Origin of the sequence: Rhizobium sp. 62_C5_N11_2, assembly GCF_051811185.1 — a bacterium.
In the GTDB taxonomy this organism is placed as follows: domain Bacteria; phylum Pseudomonadota; class Alphaproteobacteria; order Rhizobiales; family Rhizobiaceae; genus Rhizobium; species Rhizobium leguminosarum.
Genome location: NZ_JBPWPW010000001.1, coordinates 2,147,887 through 2,165,388, shown reverse-complemented (window position 1 = coordinate 2,165,388; position 17,502 = coordinate 2,147,887). Strand labels below are relative to the sequence as shown.

The following is a 17,502-nucleotide window of genomic DNA, read 5'->3' as shown; positions in this document are numbered from 1 at the left end:
GAAAGCCGCTCTTTCGAGCGGCTTTTTTGCGATCTGGAGAGAAGCGATGGCAGATTTGCAGGCGATCCTCGATAGCATCTACGCCGATATCCAGCCGCGGATCGGCGAGGGTAAGGTCGCGGACTATATTCCCGAGCTCGCCAAGGTCGACCCGAAGCAGTTCGGCATGGCGATCGTCACTGTCGACGGCAAAGTCTATCGCGTCGGCGATGCCGACACTGCCTTCTCGATCCAGAGCATATCGAAGGTCTTCATGCTGACGCTGGCGCTCGGCAAGGTCGGCGAGGGGCTGTGGAAGCGGGTCGGGCGCGAACCCTCCGGATCGGCTTTCAACTCGATCGTCCAGCTCGAGCACGAGAGCGGCATCCCCCGCAACCCCTTCATCAATGCCGGCGCGATCGCCGTCAGCGACGTCGTCATGGCCGGCCATGCGCCGCGCGAGGCAATCGGGGAGCTGCTGCGCTTCGTGCGTTATCTGGCCGATGACGAGTCGATCACCATCGATGACAAGGTGGCGCGCTCGGAAACGCAGACGGGATACCGCAATTTCGCGCTTGCCAATTTCATGCGCGCCTACCGCAATCTCGACCATCCCGTCGACCACGTGCTCGGCGTTTATTTCCATCAATGCGCCTTGTCGATGAGCTGCGAGCAGTTGGCCCGCGCCGGGCTGTTCCTGGCGGCGCGCGGGAGCAATCCGACGACCGGCCATTCGGTGGTTTCGCCGAAGCGGGCGCGGCGTATCAATGCGCTGATGCTGACCTGCGGCCATTACGACGGCTCGGGCGACTTCGCCTATCATGTCGGCCTGCCCGGCAAGAGCGGCGTCGGCGGCGGCATCTTCGCCGTGGCGCCCGGTATTGCCTCGATCGCGGTGTGGTCGCCGGGGCTGAACAAGGTCGGCAATTCGCAGCTCGGCGCCGCGGCGCTGGAAATGCTCGCAGCGCGCACCGGCTGGTCGGTTTTCGGCGATTGATGCTGTGTTGCGAGGTGCGTTTCTGCTAGAGCAAATGTGGAATTTCTGTAGGACGAAGCAATGAATATCGCAGCTAATATCGCCGACGAGTTGGAGAGTGGCGAGGCCGACACCAGCGGCCATGCGCTGTTTGCCGATGCGCCGCGTTCCGTCTCCTTCAACAAGCTGCGCAAGCGGCTGCTGCGGCAGGTGCGCCAGGCCTTCGACGATTTCGACATGCTGAAGGGCCAGAAGCGCTGGCTGGTCGGCCTTTCCGGCGGCAAGGATTCCTACGGGCTGCTGGCGCTGCTGCTCGATCTCAAATGGCGCGGCCTGTTGCCGGTCGAACTCATCGCCTGCAATCTCGACCAGGGCCAGCCGAACTTCCCCAAGCACGTGCTGCCGGATTATCTCACCAAGATCGGCGTTCAGCACCGGATCGAGTATCGGGATACCTATTCGATCGTGAAGGAGAAGGTGCCTGAAGGCGCCACCTATTGCTCGCTCTGTTCGCGGCTGCGCCGCGGCAATCTCTACCGCGTCGCGCGGGAAGAGGGTTGCGATGCGCTTGTGCTTGGCCACCACCGCGAGGACATTCTCGAAACCTTCTTCATGAATTTCTTCCATGGTGGCCGGCTCGCCTCGATGCCGGCGAAACTTCTGAACGACGAGGGCGATCTGATGGTGCTCCGGCCGCTCGCCTATGCCGCTGAGGACGATCTCGCGAAATTCGCCGCCGCCATGCAGTTTCCGATCATCCCCTGCGATCTCTGCGGATCGCAGGACGGGCTGCAACGCAATGCGATGAAGGACATGCTCGCCGATATCGAGCGGCGCATGCCGGGCCGTAAGGAAACAATGCTGCGGGCGCTTTCGCATGTGAACCCGTCGCATCTGCTCGACCCAAAACTCTTCAACTTTTCCACCCTTGGTGTCACCGATCCTTCATGAAGGGCCGGCTATGGAGGCTGGCTATTGAATGAAGGCAGGATTTCGCATGACTATTTCAGACCAGGATATTCTCTTTCTCGGCGACTGCGTCAAGGAGGCTGCGCGCGCCGAGATCATGCCGCGTTTCCGCAATCTCGGCGCTGCCGATGTTTCGGAAAAGACTTCGGCAATTGATCTGGTGACGCAGGCGGACGTGCTTGCCGAACACCGGATCACCGCGGCGCTGAGAGAGCGCTTTCCCGCAGCACTCGTCGTCGGCGAGGAGGCTTATGATGCCGACCGGTCGGTCGTGCCGGCCCTTGCCGATGCGGAGCTCGCCTTCGTCATCGACCCTGTCGACGGGACGTTCAATTTCGCCGCCGGGCTTCCCGTTTTCGGGACGATGCTGGCGGTGACGATCAAGGGCGAGACGGTCGCCGGCATCATTCACGATCCCGTTCTCGGCGATACAGTGACCGCGATCAGGGGCGCAGGCGCCTTTCTGACACGTCGGGACGGGCAGTCGACAAAGCTGAAGGTCGCTGAGCCTGCTAGCCTCAACCAGATGGTCGGTGGCCTGTCATGGAGCCACATGGACGAACCGGATCGCGCGCGTATCTGCGCCAACATGGCAAAGATCCGGATGACCTTCGCCTTCAACTGCTCGGCCTACGAATACTGGATGGTCGCCTCCGGCAAGATGCATTTCATCGGCCATGCGAAGCTGATGCCCTGGGATCACCTGGCCGGCGTGCTCGCGCATCAGGAGGCCGGTGGCCATACGGCGAAATTCGACGGTACGCCCTATCGCCCCGGCGAGACGACGGGTGGCATCATCTCTGCGCCCGACCGGGAGAGCTGGCAGCTCATCCGGCGCGAGATCGTCGGCATCTGATTCAAGGTTCTCCGGAGGGACCTAAGCGTGAGGATTTGACATGACTTCGACTGTTGACGTGACCGTTCTGGCCGATCTGCTGCGCCGCGCGGCGAAGGCAGAGATCCTGCCACGCTTCCGCCGGCTCGGTCAGGACGATGTGCGCGCCAAGAGCGAGGCGACCGATCTCGTCACCGAGGCCGATGAGCAGGCCGAGCGGATGATCAAGGCGGAAGCTCAGCGGCTCTGGCCGGGCGCGCTGTTCCTTGGCGAAGAATCGGTCGCGGCCGATCCTGATTTGCTCGGCAGCCTCGACCATGCCGATTTTGCGATCGTCGTCGATCCGGTCGACGGCACGTTCAATTTTGCCGCCGGCATCCCGGCCTTCGGCGTCATGGCGTCCGTCATCTCCGGCGGCGAGACGGTTGCCGGTATCATCTACGATCCGATGGGCGACGACTGGGTGATGGCAGAAAAGGGCGGCGGCGCCTGGCTGCGGCGGCCGGAAGGCGGCGCCGAGCGGCTCTCGGTCGCAGCGCCCGTGGGACTGGAGCATATGGTCGGGATGGCCTCGACCGGCTACCTGCCGAAGGAGAAACGCGCCGAAGTGCTGGGCAATCTCGCAAAGGTGCGCTTCCTCACCAATTACCGCTGTGCGGCCCACGAATACCGCACCTTTGCCGGCGGCCATGTGCATTACCTCATGTACAACAAGCTGATGCCCTGGGATCACCTTGCCGGCACGCTGATCTCGCAGGAGGCAGGCGCCTATGCGGCGCGCTTCGACGGCTCGCCCTATCTGCCGCATCATCTCGATGGCGGGCTGCTGATTACCCCCGACAAGGCCTCGTGGGAGGTGCTGCGGCGCGAGGTTTTCACGGTCTGAACAATCGCTCGACCTGCCGCATATTACTGGTAGAGCTTTTCCATGAGAAAGTTTTCCAGGCCTTGCCCACGCTTCTCGACGATTTGCTTCGTTATGACGCGGAATCCTTTGCGCTCGAAAAACGGTCGGGCCGTTCGGCTGGCTTCGGTATAAATTCGGCTAAACCCCAGTTTCAGAGCTTCGCCTTCGACCCTGCTTAACAGGTGGCTTGCTATTCCAAGCCCCTGAAACTCGGGGTGCACAAACATCATGTCCAGGCATCCGTCGCCGGTCAGGTCGGAAAACCCGGCAGGCTGTCCGTCAAATTCTGCGATCCAGGCAGGCCTGCTTATCCTTCGCTCTGCCCATAGTCCGCGATCTTCCACCTTTGCCCAAGCCTGGATCTGAGCGGGTGAGTAGTCTTTCGACGCGACCTCTCGTATGGCGCTCAGAAAAATTTCAATCGTCGCGTCCACGTCGCCTGGCGCGTAAGGCCTGATCAGAATTCGGTCGTCCATCGAGGGCGCCTTTCGCGCAATGCTGCGCCAATCCGATGGATTGAACCATCGATCAAATCACTGCAGCGCTCACGCTACAGCATCTCAAGAATATGTTCCCAGGCGAGTCGTCCCAATTTGGCGTCGGCCTCGTCACTTCCACCATGAGCGCGCAGCGATGATCGGGGGGTGGTTTCGCCCGGCAGCAGAATGCGATGGCCCGCATCTTCTCCCAACACAAGCTGGGTGAGTAAGCCCGAAGCTGCGCGCCGCCGAACAAGTGACGCGGCAAATTTGTCTGATGGCCAGAGCGCGTCATCGCATCCTGCTACGAGCAGAATTTCGGCATTCGTTCTCTCCAAAGGGATAGCCGCTGCGTCGATCTCAGACTCGTGCACCTGAAGGCATCGTTCGAACAGGCCTCGATAGGAGACCAGCTCGTCTCTGTATTCTCGCACCCATTCTGGGTCCGACGAAACAAAGGGAAGCGGTGTGCCTCGCAATGTCCACGACGAGCGTTCCGGCCAGCTAATGCCATCAAGCCCTGGACCAATATTTCCCCAGACGACTGACGAAGGGCTCATCGCGACGACCGCGCTGATGCGCGGATCGTATACCGCCGTGAGCAGCGCAGCTTCGGCGCCTTTCGATGTCCCCACCAGGACGATGCGTTTGCAACCGAGTTCGATCAAACAATCAGTAGCAGCGAAGACGGTTTCCAGCGGCACCTCGCAAATGCCTGGCGCCTGGCCTTCGCCGCCGAACCAGCGAAGCGCGATGACCGTTGCCCCTTGGCTGGCAAACAGCCTGGCACGGGCCACATCCACCCGGCCACTGGAGCCGCCGAGTACCACCACGCCAGTGCCGGTATCTGGTTTGACTTGAAATATCTCGCCCTGCAATGGCGGGGGGAGACGTTGATATCCTGCATCCAAAACCAGGCTCCTTCTTCCAGGGGGGCATCCAGATTTAGGAAGGTGCCGAGTTGCCAACTAATGCGATGCCGCCGGGGATCAATCGCTCCGGCATATTTCCTATTTCAGAAGTGGGCAGCACCCGGATCGAGCTGCGGGCTGTCTCCCGGATGGGTGAAGAGCTTACCGTTCTCAGCCCAGAGGGTGGCTGCGATGGTGACCGCACCGAAGAGGGCGAAGCCGCCAAAGAGCGGCTGCACCGTGCCGTTGAACATCTGACCGACTAGGCCACCGAGAATGGCGCCGGCCGTCGTCGAGACGAAGCCGGTGATGGCGGTCGCCGTGCCGGCGAGATTGCCCATCGGCTCGAGGCTGATGGCGGTGAAATTGGTGGCGATCACGGCAAACATCATCAGCACGATGGTGAAGATGCCGTAGGCGACGGCGAAATCCGGCTTGCCGGCCAGTGAGAGGAAAAAGCCGGCGGCCGACAGGGCCGTGAAGATCAGCAGGGCGGCGTGCGAGATGCGGCGCATGCCGAATTTGCGCACGAAGAAGCCGTTGGCGAAATTGGCGACGGCGATGCCGCCGGCGGTGGCCGCAAAGGCGATCGGCAGCCAGTCGCCAAGGCCATAGACCTCGCCGAAGACCTGCTGCACCGAGATCACATAGGCGCTGATGACGCCGGTGAACATGGTGAGGCCGATCATGTAACCGCAGGTGATGCGGTTGGTGAGCACGGTCTTGAAGCCGTCCAAGACAGAGCTGACCGACAGCGGCAGCCGCTCTTCCGGTGGCAGCGATTCCTTCAGCCGCAGAAGGGCCCAGACGAACAGGATGGTGGCGATGATACCGAGCAGGATGAAGATCCAATGCCAGTTGGCATAGAGGATGATGAGTTGGCCAACGGAAGGGGCAACGATCGGCACGATCATGAAGACGATCATGACATAGGACATCACGCGGGCCATTTCACGGCCGCCGAAGCAGTCGCGGACGATGGCCATGGTGGTGATGCGCACCGCCGCTCCGCCCACGCCCTGAACGAAGCGCATGACCAGCAGCATTTCGAAGCTGCCGGTTGCTGCTGCGGCAAACATTCCGACAATGTAGCAAGCCAAGCCGCCGAGCAGGATGTTGCGGCGGCCGAACGTATCCGAAAGGCTGCCGAAGAAGATCTGCGAGACACCGAAGCCTAAGAAGAACACGCCGATGATGAGCTGGGCGTCGTTGGTATTGGTGACGCCGAGGGAATGGCCGATATTGGGCAATGCCGGCAGCATGCTGTCGATCGCCATGGCGATGCTGGCGGTCATGATGGCGATGGTGACGATGAATTCGCCAAAGCCCATGCCGATGCGGCGAGAGCCCTGGTTTTCCTGGTGCGGTTTATGCGGCGGCGTCATGTGATTGGAAATCCCGGATGCGGAGGAGGGCGGCCGTTCAGACGGCGGGGTTCTGCGATTGGAAGAGGCGACCCTTCTCGGCGATCAGCACGAAGACGAGCCCGATGATCGACACGGTGAAATAACCGGCAACCATCGGCAGCGCCGTGCCGTCGAAGGCCTGGCCGATGCCGGCGCCGATGATGGCGCCGCCGACCGTGCTCATGAAGCCGAGGACGGAAGAGGCGGTGCCGGCGACGTGGCCAAGCGGCTCCATGGCGAGCGAATTGAAGTTCGAGCCGATCCAACCGAACTGGAACATGGCAAGGCCGAAGAAGGAGATGAACAGAGCGAAGGGCATCGGCTCGGTGCTGGCCATCTGGACGATCAGCCAGATGGTGTTGATGGCGATGAAGCCGATGAGCGAGCCGTGCGACAGGCGGCGCATGCCGAGCTTACCGACGAAGCGCGAATTGAAGAAGGACGACAGCGACATGAAGATCGCCACACCGGCGAATGCGAAGGGGAAATAGACGCCGAGATCGTAGATGCCGACATAGACCTGCTGGGCCGAATTGATGAAGCCGAACAGCGCGCCGAAGATAAAGGTGCTGGCAATGGTGTAACAGAGCGCGACGCGATTGGTCAGCACCAGCTTGAAGGCGCCGAAGATCGAGCGGGCGGTAAATGGGCGGACATTCTGCGGATGCAGGGTTTCCGGCAGACGGAGATAGGCCCAGACGGTGATGCCAGTCGCCATGGTGGCGATGAAAAGGAAGATCAGGTGCCAGTTGCCGAAAAACATGACGATCTGGCCAGTGCCGGGCGCAATGACCGGCACGATCATGAAGACCATCATGATGAGCGACATGACCTCGGCCATCTGCCGGCCGCCATAGATATCGCGAACGATGGACACAGTGATGACGCGGGTTGCGGCTGAGCCGACACCCTGGATGAAACGCAGCATCAGCAAGCCGGCGAAGGTGGGGACGAAGACGATGCCGATGGCGGAAACGATATAGATGACGAGACCGACCAGAAGCGGCGTGCGGCGGCCGAAGCGATCGGAGAGCGGGCCGTAGAACAGCTGGGCGCAGCCAAAGCCGAGCAGATAGGTGGAGACGACGAACTGCCGGTGATTCTCACTCTCGACGCCGAGGCTCGCGCCGATCTGCTGCAGGGCCGGAAGCATGATGTCGATCGCCAGCGAGTTGACGGCCATCAGGAAGGCTGCGAGCGCGATGAATTCACGCTTGCCCATGGGCAGGCGGCCCGCGGACACGGCTTGTGATGAATCTGTCACAATGAAATTCCCATAAACAGGTCAAGGCGCTGCTGGCCGCAGCGCCTCGAACTCAAGAAACAGATTTGGAAACCGGGCGGACGTCCGGTGACCGGTCAGGCGGCGCCGCGAACGGTGATGCCATTTTCCTGAAGATGCTGCTGCAGCTCACCAGCCTGGAACATTTCCCGGACGATGTCACAGCCGCCGACGAACTCGCCTTTTATGTAAAGCTGCGGGATTGTCGGCCAGTTGGAATATTCCTTGATGCCCTGGCGGATTTCCGAATCGGCGAGCACGTTGACGCTCTTGTAGTCGACACCGATGTAATCAAGAATCTGCACGACCTGACCGGAGAAACCGCACTGCGGAAACTGCGGCGTGCCCTTCATGAAGAGGACGACGTCGTTGGTCTTGATTTCGTTGCCGATGAATTCGTGAATGCCGCTCATGGGATCTAATCCTTTCAACAGGCGGGTTAAAGGCCCACCGTTTCAATCGTTGCCTTTAGATAGCATGCGACGGCAGGAATTCCAGCCGCCCGAACCAAAAAAAGACCAGTTCGCGCAGGCCGTTGCCGGGGTTGTTGCCGTCGCGTTACGGTCGAATGGCGAGATAGGTCTGAATCTGTTCGATTTCGACATCGGTGAAATGGCTGAAATCCCATTGGGAAACCTGTGTCATCACGCCGAGATCCCGGCCGCCGACGCCCTTGCCGGTGCGCAGCAGCGTCTTGAAATCGGCAGCTGAATAGGATTGCGCCAGGGGCTTAAGCGCCGGCACCAGGAAGGCTTCCGACTGCTTTGCCGTATCGAGATTATGACAGTGGCTGCAATCGGTCCTGAAGGCGTATTCGCCGATATCGGTCGGACGCGTCGCGGCAGGGGAGACGACGGCAGGCACCAGATCGGCCTCGAAGGGGATCTTGTCGAGCGCCAGGCCGATTCGCCCGAGCGGTCCCCATTGCGTCGTTCCGGCCACAGCATCGGGAAGCTGCTTCAAACTGCGCATCCACGCAATGATCGCCGCCATATCGTCATCGGTGATATTGGCGAAGTTGCTTGCCGGCATGATGAAGGCGCCGGTACCGTCCTTCTTGACGCCATGGCGGATGAGGCGCACGAGTTCAGCATCGCTGTACATGGGCACGAAGCGGGTCAGGTTCGGCGCGACGATGCGGCCGATGCCCGGCTCGTCGATGAGCACGTTGCCGGCATCGTGATGACAGCCGCCGCACATCAGCGTGCGGGCACGACGTTCGACTTCCTCGGCAGGCAGCGTCGTCTTGACGGTGAAATCGGCAACCGCAACGTCATAGGTCCTGGAAAGGCGCATCTCCGACAGGGCGTAGACGCCGGCGACGGCGGTGAGACAGATCGCGACGACGGCCGCGAGAGTGATTTTCAGAATGCGTTTCATCGGTTCAGTCCCCCAGTGTCCCGAAGATGCAGCTTTTGCTCGAAAGATATCAGCTGCGTCGCTGACGGCTGCGGCCAGCGGCGGTGCGGCGCTTGCTGACTTGTTTGCGGGCGGGCTTAGGCTTGGCCGAGGTCGTCTTGCGCGCAACCTTCGTCGTCGCGGCGGGGCGTGTCTTACGCCTCCTGCGCTTCGTCGTGGCGCGGCCGGTGGTTTTTTTCAGGATCTCCTTCAGCACGCTGTCGACGACGCCTGATATCAATTCTTTGACTAGGTCGGCCACAAAACCCCTCCGTTCGTGATGGAAACGACATGGATGCTATTGAATTCCGGAAGAGTTCGGTTAGCAAGACGGCTTCGAGACCATAGCTGCTTTTTTGCCCCTATCCGCGGCGCAGCAGCCGGATCGCAGCAACATGCCGGCCATTTGCCCGGCCGGAAGAGTGGAATGAAACTGATCGAGAAGCGGGTCGTCCTGCATTTCACGGGCTTCGAGCCGCTCGACGGCGTTGCCCACAGGGCGCGCTACGAGCGTTCGGCCAGGCAGAGTGCCGCCGTCTGGGGCTATTCGCTTGAAACGGGCGCGCCGGAGGCGGGAAGTGATCCCCTCAGTTTCGTGGTCACGACGGGTGAACGGGCAGCCAAAGCGGCGCCCGTGGCAGCCGAAGCGGCGCCCGTGGCAGCCGAAGGGGCGCCGGTGGCAGCCGACAAGGCGGCGACCGGGGAAGGGACCGGTTCCCACGGCTGGCAGACGAAGAGCCGGATCCACATGGTCGATCACGATACGCTGGTAAGCAGGCTGCGCGGCGGAAACACGCTGAGCCAGATCATGGCAGGCTTCCGGAGCTGCGCCGAGATCATGCTCGAAGGCGGCATGCGCGGATATTTCCGCCACGCCTGGCGCTTCGGCCTGTTCTTCCTCTTCCCGTTCCTGCTGACGGCGCTGGCGATCGCACTGACGGCGCAGATTGCCATCCTGCCCTATGGTCTCGGCTTTTCGCCGTGGCACATGCTCTGGAGCGGACCGCTGGCCGTTTGTTTCTTCATCTTCGCCTTCCTGCCGTTTTCCGAACGCTTCCATACGCTGCATCTGTTCGCCGATTGGGCAATGGCCGTGGCGCTCGGCCGCATGGACCGGACAGATTTCAACGACTGGCTGGAAGGCCGGGCCACTGCCGTGCGCAAGGCGCTTGACGAACAGGCGGACGAATATGTGATCTCCTCGCACAGCATGGGATCGAGCGTCGCCGCCCATGTCATCGGCATATTGCTGGAAAGGGAGCCGGAGATCTTCAAGGGCAAGCGTGTGGTGTTTGCCACACTCGGCAGCGCCATCCTGCAATGTGCGCTCATGTCATCGGCAACACTGCTTCGCGCCCGCGTCGGGCTGATCGCCCGCTGTCCCGACATTTCCTGGCTCGATGTGCAGTGCCTGACGGATTCGATCAATTTCTACAAGGTACCGGTCGTTGCTGTCTCCGGCCATAGGGATGCGCCTCAGGCGAAAATGATCCTGATCCGCGTCAAGCAGATGCTGACGCGCGAGCACTACCGCAAGATCCGCAAGGACCAGCTACGCGTCCACCGGCAATATGTGCTTGGGCCTGATCTGCAGGCACCCTTCGACTTCACGCTGCTGACATCTGGGCCGATGCCGGCCTCGGTCTTTGCCAATCCCGACGAAAAGAGAATGCCCGGCTGAGGGCCGGGCATCGTCATCGGGATCGCGTCGGGCTCTATTCCGGCGCGGAGGTCTGCAGCGCTAGCGCGTGTAGTATGCCGCCCATATTGCCCTTCAGCGCCTCGTAGACCATCTGGTGCTGCTGCACGCGGCTCTTGCCGCGGAAGGCTTCGGCGACGACTTCGGCGGCGTAGTGATCGCCATCGCCCGCCAGATCGCGGATCGTCACCTTGGCACCGGGAATCCCAGCCTTGATCATGTCTTCGATATCGCCGGGTTTCATGGCCATGATCGTTACTCCTTGCGCATCATTCCGCAGCAAGTTCGCCGCGGCCTTCCATGAAATCAGGGAACCACGATTCATGGGCATCGCGCAATTGCTGAATCGGCAGCGAGATGAGATCGCCGACGATGAGCGCCGTTCCCCCGACCGTGCCGAGACGGCGGAAGGGAACGCCGCCACCTTCTGCATTGACGCAGACGAAATCGGCGACATCGGCAGGCAACGTCAGGACGTAGCGCGCCTGATCCTCGCCGAAGAGCAGCGCATGCGGCGCACCCTTGCCTTCGCTCAGATCAATCGTCAGGCCTTTGCCTGAGGCCATCGCCATTTCGGCGAGCGCCACGGCAAGGCCGCCCGAGGAGATGTCGTGGCAGGCGGTCGCCTGGCCGTTGCGAATCACGGAGCGGACGAAATCGCCGTTGCGGCGCTCGGCAAACAGATCCACCTCCGGCGCCGGACCCTCGCGGCTGGAAAGCACGTCGCGGAGATAGACGGACTGGCCGAGATGGCTGCCGTCGACGCCAATCATTATGACCTTATCGCCATCGTTGGCAGCGCCGATGCGGGCCATCTTGCGCCAATCCGGCAGCAGGCCGACGCCTGCGATCGTCGGGGTCGGCAGGATGGCGACGCCGTTGGTCTCGTTGTAGAGCGAGACGTTGCCTGACACGATCGGGAAGTCAAGCGCGCGGCAGGCCTCGCCGATGCCCTTCACCGCCTGAACGAACTGGCCCATGATCTCGGGCTTTTCGGGATTGCCGAAATTGAGGTTGTCGGTGGCGGCGAGCGGTTCGGCGCCTGTCGCGGTGATGTTGCGCCAGCATTCGGCGACCGCCTGCTTGCCGCCTTCGAAGGGGTCTGCCTCGACATAACGCGGGGTGACGTCGGAAGAGAAGGCAAGCGCCTTGGAGGGATGGCCGTCGACGCGCACGACGCCGGCATCGCCGCCCGGAAGCTGCAGCGAATTGCCCTGGATCAGCGTATCGTATTGCTCATAGACCCAGCGGCGGCTCGACTGGTTGGCGGAACCGACGAGCTGAAGCAGCGCCTGGCCATAATCCTCGGGTGCGGCGACGAGATTTGCCGGCAGGGGGCCATGCTTGCCGGATTCGCGCCAGGGGCGGTCATATTCCGGCGCCTGGTCGCCGAGATCCTTGATCGGCAGGTTGGCGACTTCCTCGCCCTGATGCATAACGCGGAAGCGCAGATCGTCGGTCGTCTTGCCGACGATGGCGAAATCGAGGCCCCACTTGACGAAGATCGCCTTGGCTTCCTCTTCCTTTTCCGGCTGCAGCACCATGAGCATGCGCTCCTGGCTTTCCGACAGCATCATTTCGTAGGCCGTCATTCTCTCTTCGCGCACCGGCACCTTGTCGAGCTCGAGCAGGATGCCGAGATCGCCCTTGGCGCCCATTTCGACGGCCGAGCAGGTGAGGCCGGCTGCACCCATATCCTGGATGGCGATGACGGCGCCGGTCTTCATCAGCTCGAGGCAGGCTTCCAGCAGGCACTTCTCGGTGAAGGGGTCGCCGACCTGAACGGTCGGGCGCTTCTCCTCGATCGATTCGTCGAATTCGGCCGATGCCATCGTCGCGCCACCGACGCCGTCGCGGCCGGTCTTGGCGCCGAGATAGACGACCGGAAGACCGACGCCCTTGGCTTCGGACAGGAAGATGGCGTTGGACTTCGCAATACCGGCAGCAAAGGCGTTGACGAGGATGTTGCCGTTGTAGCGAGCGTCGAATTCGACTTCGCCGCCGACCGTCGGCACGCCGAAGGAATTGCCGTAGCCGCCGACGCCGGAGACGACGCCGGAGACGAGATGGCGGGTCTTCGGATGATCCGGCTCGCCGAAGCGCAGGGCGTTCATCGCGGCAATCGGGCGCGCACCCATGGTGAAGACGTCGCGCAGGATGCCGCCGACGCCGGTCGCAGCACCTTGATAAGGCTCGATATAGGAGGGGTGGTTGTGGCTCTCCATCTTGAAGACGACGCAATCGCCGTCATCGATGTCGACCACGCCGGCATTTTCACCCGGGCCCTGGATGACGCGCGGCCCCTTGGTCGGCAGCGTGCGCAACCATTTCTTCGAGGATTTGTAGGAGCAGTGCTCGTTCCACATGGCCGAGAAGATGCCGAGCTCGGTGAAGGTCGGTTCGCGGCCGATCAGATCCAGAATACGCTGGTATTCGTCGGGCTTCAGGCCATGACCCGCGATGAGTTCCGGCGTGATCGGGATGGTGTTTGGAATGGTCATGAGCTCTCGAAAGTCCCTGCCGTTGCGCGTTTTCCGCTCTTTAGCCTATGTAGGGACGGCGCGCGACAGGAAAATGCCCGCCGTCAACAGCGGGCGGTCAACTTCTTCCTGACGATGAAATGCGGTCGCTGCCTAGAATTTGTAGCCGATCTGCAGACGGGCACGTGTCATGCCGTCGTTCGGCCCATCGCAGAGATTGGCATGCGAGGAGTGGGCGATCTGGGCCATGATGTTCCAGTGGGCGTTGAAACGATAGCCGGCGCCCAGATATTCGTGGAAGTGGACGCGACAGCCGAGTTCCGGGCAGTCACCATCGCCCTCGAGATCGCCGGTATGAATGACGCCGCCGAAGCCGGCTTCGGCAAAAAAGCTTCTCGTTCAAATCGCCGGTCCAGGTGAAGTCGGTGAAGAACTGGCTGGCCTCGCCTGACGTGCCGATCGAGGTGCCGAGATGCACACGAGGTGCCATACCCAAAAAACGCAACGGGATCTTTCCGAAGTCGACCTCATTTGCTGTCCTTTGATTCGCGTCAGACGGGAACAACAAGGAGGTAATATGGAGGTTGAGTCGGTGAAGCGCTCCGAATAAGCTCCGGCGTTTTTTCCAAATTATGACGTGTAATTGCAACACGTCATATTTCGCCGTCATAGGCGGAGCCGCCATTTTCCAGCAGCCGGCGCAGGATCATCAAGCCCGAGATCAGTTCCTGGCCCGTCTTCGGCGAGGAAAAGCCGATGCGAACGCGATGATAGGGTCTCTCTCCGCGCGCCGACTTGAACTCGTCCTCATCGTCGACGAGCACGCCGTCGCGGAAGGCGGCATTTTTGAATGTGCCGGACATCCAGGGCTCCGGCAGTTTCAGCCAGAGGAAGGGCGCGTGTACGTGCGATTCGAAATCGAAGCCCTGCAGCTGCTCGCGGGCGAGACGGACGCGCCGTGAAAGTTCCTCAACACTTGCCTTGCGGATCTCGTGCGCCATGCCGCTTTCGACGAGGCGCGCGCAAGTCTCGGCCAGGATGAAGGGCAGGCCGCCGGTAATCATCCTATGCGTCACCTTGATGCGCTGGGCAAAATGCGGCGGGCAGGCGACCCAGCCGCCGCGCACGCCGGCGGCGACCGATTTCGACAGGCCGTTGACGAGGAAGGTGCGATCGGGCGCAATCGAGGCGAGCAGCGGCGTATCGTCGTCGGCCATGCCGCCGTAGAGGTCGTCCTCGATCAGCCAGACACTGTGTTTCCTGGCGATTGCGGCGATATCAGCGCGCCGCTCATAGGGCATGATCGCCAGCGTCGGATTGTGGACGGTCGGCATCAGGAAGGCGATCTTCGGATGCTGCTGCTGGCAGAGCCGCTCGAAATCCTCGGGGATCACGCCGAGCTCATCGGAATCGACCGTGAGTGTGCGGCGGCCGAGCAGGCGGGCGCTGCGGCTGACCTGCGTGTAGGTGAGATCTTCGAAGACGATCTTGTCGCCCGGCGCAGAAACGGCGGCGATAACTGATATCGCCGCCGCATGGGCGCCGAGCGTCGGCACGATGTTGTCGACCTCCGGCGTCCAGCCGCTGCGGGCAAGCCAGAGGCGACCGGCCTCGAACCAGTTGCGCGGGAAACTGCGGGAATAAGAGGAGATTTCAGAAAGATGCTGTTCGCCGATCTCGGCGAGAATGCCTGCTATGATCTTGCCCTGGCCGAGATCGGGCGCGGCTGTCGTGTCGAAGCGGATCTTGTTCGCCGGCGCATCCTGGACGCGGGTACCGCCGAGCGAGACGGTCAGCGGATCGATCTGTTCGCCGGGCGCCGTCTCCGAGCGGTTCAGCACATAGGTGCCGCGCCCCACTTCGCCGGCGACCAGACCCCGCTCATGCACCAGCGCATAGGCGCGGCCGATCGTGCCGATCGTCACGCCGATATCATAGGCGAGGTTGCGCTGCGGCGGCAGTTTGCTGCCAGCGGGCAGGGCGCCGCTTGATATGGCGGATTCGATGCTGTCGGCAAGCCGGAGATAGACCGGCCCGGAACCGCGGGAAATATCGGGAAGCCAATTTGTCATGGTGACAATTGTATATATTGGCACATTGTATCGGTCAAGCGTATGAGTCAATTCCAACGGCACGCCGAGAGGATTCCTGGAATGTCTGCCTTACCTGAGATCAAAATGCCGATTGTACCGATTGTCTCTTATGAAGACAGGAGACAGATTGTCCTTCCCGTCGCGCCCGCCGAGGCGACGACGCGTTTGGGCCGAATCTGGGCTGCCATTCTTCTCTGGCATCAGAAGCGGGAAGGCCGGCGCGCTCTGAGGGGCCTGACGGCGACCGAGCTCAAGGATATCGGAGTGTCACAGTCCGAAGCCGCGCGCGAAGTCAGCAAGTCGTTTTTCTGGGACTGATCATGCTTCCGGGCAGATCATTCTTGCAGGGCTGATGGGCGATCAGCTGCAGGCCTTGTTGCCTGCCGACCAGCGATTGACGTCGGTGGTGATGCGGCCGGCGACCGGCTCCTGCATCATGGGACCGAAGGCCTGCAGGCGCGACGGGCTTCCCTCGGCCTGAACGACGAGCAGCGGCCGGCTTTCCGGGCTGCCCTTGTGGACAAGCAGGATGCGTGGACGGCCGGAGAAGGAGTTGAGCTCCGGCGCCAGCTTGTAGGCTGCAAAGGCCGGATCGCCCGATTTGAACCAGCAGGCATTGGCGCCGAGCGCCACGCGTTCCATCGTCGGTAGTGCGGCGCGGTTCGGGCCTGTCGTCGGCGCCGGCGTCTGGCAGGCTGTCACCATGGCTGCGAGAGCGGTCAACAGGGCGGCGTTTGCGAGGCGAGGGCGCATTAATCTTGCTCCAGATCCGGACGGAAGGATTTTCGGGTGCATGCCGTTGCCCAAGACCGCTGCGCGGTTTTTGGGCGACGTGCAGGGCTCAGGCGGCGATGACGTCGAGCGCCGAGGCGAACAGGCCACGGCCGTCCGAACCGCCATGGGCGGCCTCGATCAGGTTTTCGGGATGTGGCATCATGCCGAGCACGTTGCCCTTTTCATTCATCACGGCGGCGATATTGTTGATCGAGCCATTCGGATTGGTGCCCTCGGCATAACGGAACACCACCTGGCCATTGCCTTCGATTGCAGCCAGTGTCGCTTCGTCGGCGAAATAATTGCCGTCGTGATGGGCGACCGGGCAGCGGATGACCTGACCCTGCGCATAGGCGCGGGTGAAATCCGTCTCGGCATTGACGACTTCCAGCTTGATCTCGCGGCAGACGAATTTCAGCGAGGAATTGCGCATCAGCGCGCCGGGCAGCAGGCCGGCCTCGACGAGGATCTGGAAGCCATTGCAGACGCCGAGCACCTTCACACCCTTCGCAGCCTTGTCGATGATTGCCTGCATGACCGGCATGCGGGCGGCGATCGCACCGCAGCGCAGATAATCGCCATAGGAAAAGCCGCCGGGAATGACGATCAGGTCGACATCGGGGATCTCGGTTTCCGTCTGCCAGATCGTCACCGGTGGCTGGCCGGAGATCTTGGTCAAGGCGGCGATCATGTCGCGGTCGCGGTTGAGGCCCGGAAGTTGAACGACGGCTGATTTCATGGGGTCCCTGCGTTTCGCGAAAGATATTGAACTGGAACGCTTTCGGCGAGCCATACTCCATTGTCGGAGACAAAGAAAGAATGACCCTCTGAAAACATGCGGGCCGCGTCTACGCATAGGATGAGATGTTCACCCTTGCGGCGCATTGCGACGATTTTCGCCGTTTCGACATCTGCTGACAGATGAACGTGGTGCCGTTGCATCTTCTTCAAGCCTTCGCGCTCGATCGACTGCCAGTTCGTCAGAGACGTGCCGTGAAAAAGAGCGGCAGGCGGCTCGTCCTGGTTCAATGCGAGATCGACGTCGACACTATGACCTTGGTTTGCGCGAATTCTATTGTCGGCGAGCGAGAAGCGCTTCTTTGGATTGTTTTCGACAATCTCGATGATCTCGGCGCGGGAAACGTCGTATTTCGACGACAACGCTTTTTCGAGTTCGTCGAACGCCACCCAACCCTCGCTATCAAGCGTCAAGCCCGAAGATTCCGGCGCATGACGCAAAACATAGCTCATATATTTCGAGACTTCCGTCTCCAGCTTTGCTTTCATCATGACGCCAAATCCTGAAAGGCGACG

The 17,502-nt window shown here is 61.5% G+C and carries 19 protein-coding genes and 1 pseudogene; 6 read left to right on the top strand and 14 right to left on the bottom strand.

The features are described 5' to 3' along the window. Positions 1–46: 46 nt before the first annotated feature. Genes AB8B31_RS10980 through AB8B31_RS10965 form a run of 4 tightly spaced genes read left to right on the top strand, consistent with a single transcriptional unit; the run spans position 47 to position 3,645 of the window. Complete coding sequence (locus AB8B31_RS10980; RefSeq protein ID WP_018242209.1) at positions 47–976, top strand: glutaminase; 930 nt, start codon at positions 47–49, stop codon at positions 974–976. A gap of 60 nt (positions 977–1,036) precedes the next feature. Then, the gene (gene ttcA / locus AB8B31_RS10975; protein WP_018242208.1) at positions 1,037–1,906 is read left to right on the top strand and encodes a tRNA 2-thiocytidine(32) synthetase TtcA; all 870 of its coding nucleotides are present in this window, start codon (positions 1,037–1,039) and stop codon (positions 1,904–1,906) included. Between the two features lie 46 nt (positions 1,907–1,952). Further along, a complete protein-coding gene (locus AB8B31_RS10970) occupies positions 1,953–2,780 on the top strand; it encodes an inositol monophosphatase family protein (RefSeq protein ID WP_028733789.1) in 828 nt (275 codons plus the stop codon). 40 nt (positions 2,781–2,820) lie between these two features. Then, positions 2,821–3,645 (top strand): inositol monophosphatase family protein, encoded by an 825-nt coding sequence (locus tag AB8B31_RS10965; protein WP_028733788.1) that lies wholly within the window; start codon positions 2,821–2,823, stop codon positions 3,643–3,645. A gap of 23 nt (positions 3,646–3,668) precedes the next feature. Here AB8B31_RS10965 and AB8B31_RS10960 read toward each other — a convergent pair whose 3' ends face one another. The 7 genes from AB8B31_RS10960 to AB8B31_RS10930 form a co-directional block, all read right to left on the bottom strand. Then, entirely contained in the window at positions 3,669–4,142 is a 474-nt protein-coding gene (locus tag AB8B31_RS10960) for a GNAT family N-acetyltransferase (protein WP_028733787.1), read from the bottom strand. A gap of 74 nt (positions 4,143–4,216) precedes the next feature. Next, positions 4,217–5,056: an alpha/beta hydrolase gene (locus AB8B31_RS10955; protein WP_028733786.1), complete on the bottom strand. Its 840-nt coding sequence runs from the start codon at positions 5,054–5,056 to the stop codon at positions 4,217–4,219. Positions 5,057–5,160: 104 nt separating this feature from the next. Beyond that, positions 5,161–6,441 carry a multidrug effflux MFS transporter gene (locus AB8B31_RS10950; protein ID WP_028733785.1) on the bottom strand — a complete coding sequence of 427 codons (1,281 nt, stop codon included), beginning with the start codon at positions 6,439–6,441 and terminating at the stop codon, positions 5,161–5,163. A gap of 37 nt (positions 6,442–6,478) precedes the next feature. Continuing rightward, on the bottom strand, positions 6,479–7,684 hold the full coding sequence (locus AB8B31_RS10945; RefSeq protein WP_032980411.1) for a multidrug effflux MFS transporter: 1,206 nt from the start codon (positions 7,682–7,684) through the stop codon (positions 6,479–6,481). A gap of 137 nt (positions 7,685–7,821) precedes the next feature. Then, positions 7,822–8,157 carry a Grx4 family monothiol glutaredoxin gene (gene grxD / locus AB8B31_RS10940; protein ID WP_018242201.1) on the bottom strand — a complete coding sequence of 112 codons (336 nt, stop codon included), beginning with the start codon at positions 8,155–8,157 and terminating at the stop codon, positions 7,822–7,824. Positions 8,158–8,302: 145 nt separating this feature from the next. Continuing rightward, positions 8,303–9,124 carry a c-type cytochrome gene (locus AB8B31_RS10935; RefSeq protein WP_439007438.1) on the bottom strand — a complete coding sequence of 274 codons (822 nt, stop codon included), beginning with the start codon at positions 9,122–9,124 and terminating at the stop codon, positions 8,303–8,305. A 49-nt stretch (positions 9,125–9,173) separates the two neighbouring features. Continuing rightward, entirely contained in the window at positions 9,174–9,404 is a 231-nt protein-coding gene (locus AB8B31_RS10930; protein ID WP_027684531.1) for a hypothetical protein, read from the bottom strand. 165 nt (positions 9,405–9,569) lie between these two features. Between AB8B31_RS10930 and AB8B31_RS10925 the strand changes: the two genes are divergently transcribed. Further along, a complete protein-coding gene (locus AB8B31_RS10925; protein ID WP_028733783.1) occupies positions 9,570–10,823 on the top strand; it encodes a hypothetical protein in 1,254 nt (417 codons plus the stop codon). A 34-nt stretch (positions 10,824–10,857) separates the two neighbouring features. Here AB8B31_RS10925 and AB8B31_RS10920 read toward each other — a convergent pair whose 3' ends face one another. The 4 genes and pseudogenes from AB8B31_RS10920 to AB8B31_RS10905 form a co-directional block, all read right to left on the bottom strand. Next, complete coding sequence (locus AB8B31_RS10920; protein ID WP_003579540.1) at positions 10,858–11,091, bottom strand: BolA/IbaG family iron-sulfur metabolism protein; 234 nt, start codon at positions 11,089–11,091, stop codon at positions 10,858–10,860. Positions 11,092–11,110: 19 nt separating this feature from the next. After that, on the bottom strand, positions 11,111–13,342 hold the full coding sequence (gene purL / locus AB8B31_RS10915; RefSeq protein ID WP_018242197.1) for a phosphoribosylformylglycinamidine synthase subunit PurL: 2,232 nt from the start codon (positions 13,340–13,342) through the stop codon (positions 11,111–11,113). Between the two features lie 132 nt (positions 13,343–13,474). Further along, a pseudogene (locus AB8B31_RS10910) lies at positions 13,475–13,805 on the bottom strand (acyloxyacyl hydrolase); the annotation flags it as partial. A 169-nt stretch (positions 13,806–13,974) separates the two neighbouring features. Then, positions 13,975–15,393, bottom strand: coding sequence for a PLP-dependent aminotransferase family protein (locus AB8B31_RS10905; protein ID WP_018445206.1), 1,419 nt, complete (start codon positions 15,391–15,393; stop codon positions 13,975–13,977). An 81-nt stretch (positions 15,394–15,474) separates the two neighbouring features. On the opposite strand from AB8B31_RS10905, the gene AB8B31_RS10900 reads away from it, so the two are divergent. Continuing rightward, the gene (locus tag AB8B31_RS10900; protein ID WP_026230498.1) at positions 15,475–15,732 is read left to right on the top strand and encodes a DUF1127 domain-containing protein; all 258 of its coding nucleotides are present in this window, start codon (positions 15,475–15,477) and stop codon (positions 15,730–15,732) included. 42 nt (positions 15,733–15,774) lie between these two features. Here AB8B31_RS10900 and AB8B31_RS10895 read toward each other — a convergent pair whose 3' ends face one another. The 3 genes from AB8B31_RS10895 to AB8B31_RS10885 all read right to left on the bottom strand — a co-directional run bounded on the left by AB8B31_RS10895 (position 15,775) and on the right by AB8B31_RS10885 (position 17,478). Further along, complete coding sequence (locus AB8B31_RS10895) at positions 15,775–16,167, bottom strand: hypothetical protein (RefSeq protein WP_018242194.1); 393 nt, start codon at positions 16,165–16,167, stop codon at positions 15,775–15,777. Between the two features lie 88 nt (positions 16,168–16,255). Continuing rightward, on the bottom strand, positions 16,256–16,927 hold the full coding sequence (gene purQ, locus AB8B31_RS10890; protein ID WP_018445208.1) for a phosphoribosylformylglycinamidine synthase subunit PurQ: 672 nt from the start codon (positions 16,925–16,927) through the stop codon (positions 16,256–16,258). After that, complete coding sequence (locus AB8B31_RS10885; protein WP_018445209.1) at positions 16,924–17,478, bottom strand: RNA 2'-phosphotransferase; 555 nt, start codon at positions 17,476–17,478, stop codon at positions 16,924–16,926. Before AB8B31_RS10885 ends, purQ begins: the two co-directional genes overlap by 4 nt. Positions 17,479–17,502: the final 24 nt, after the last annotated feature.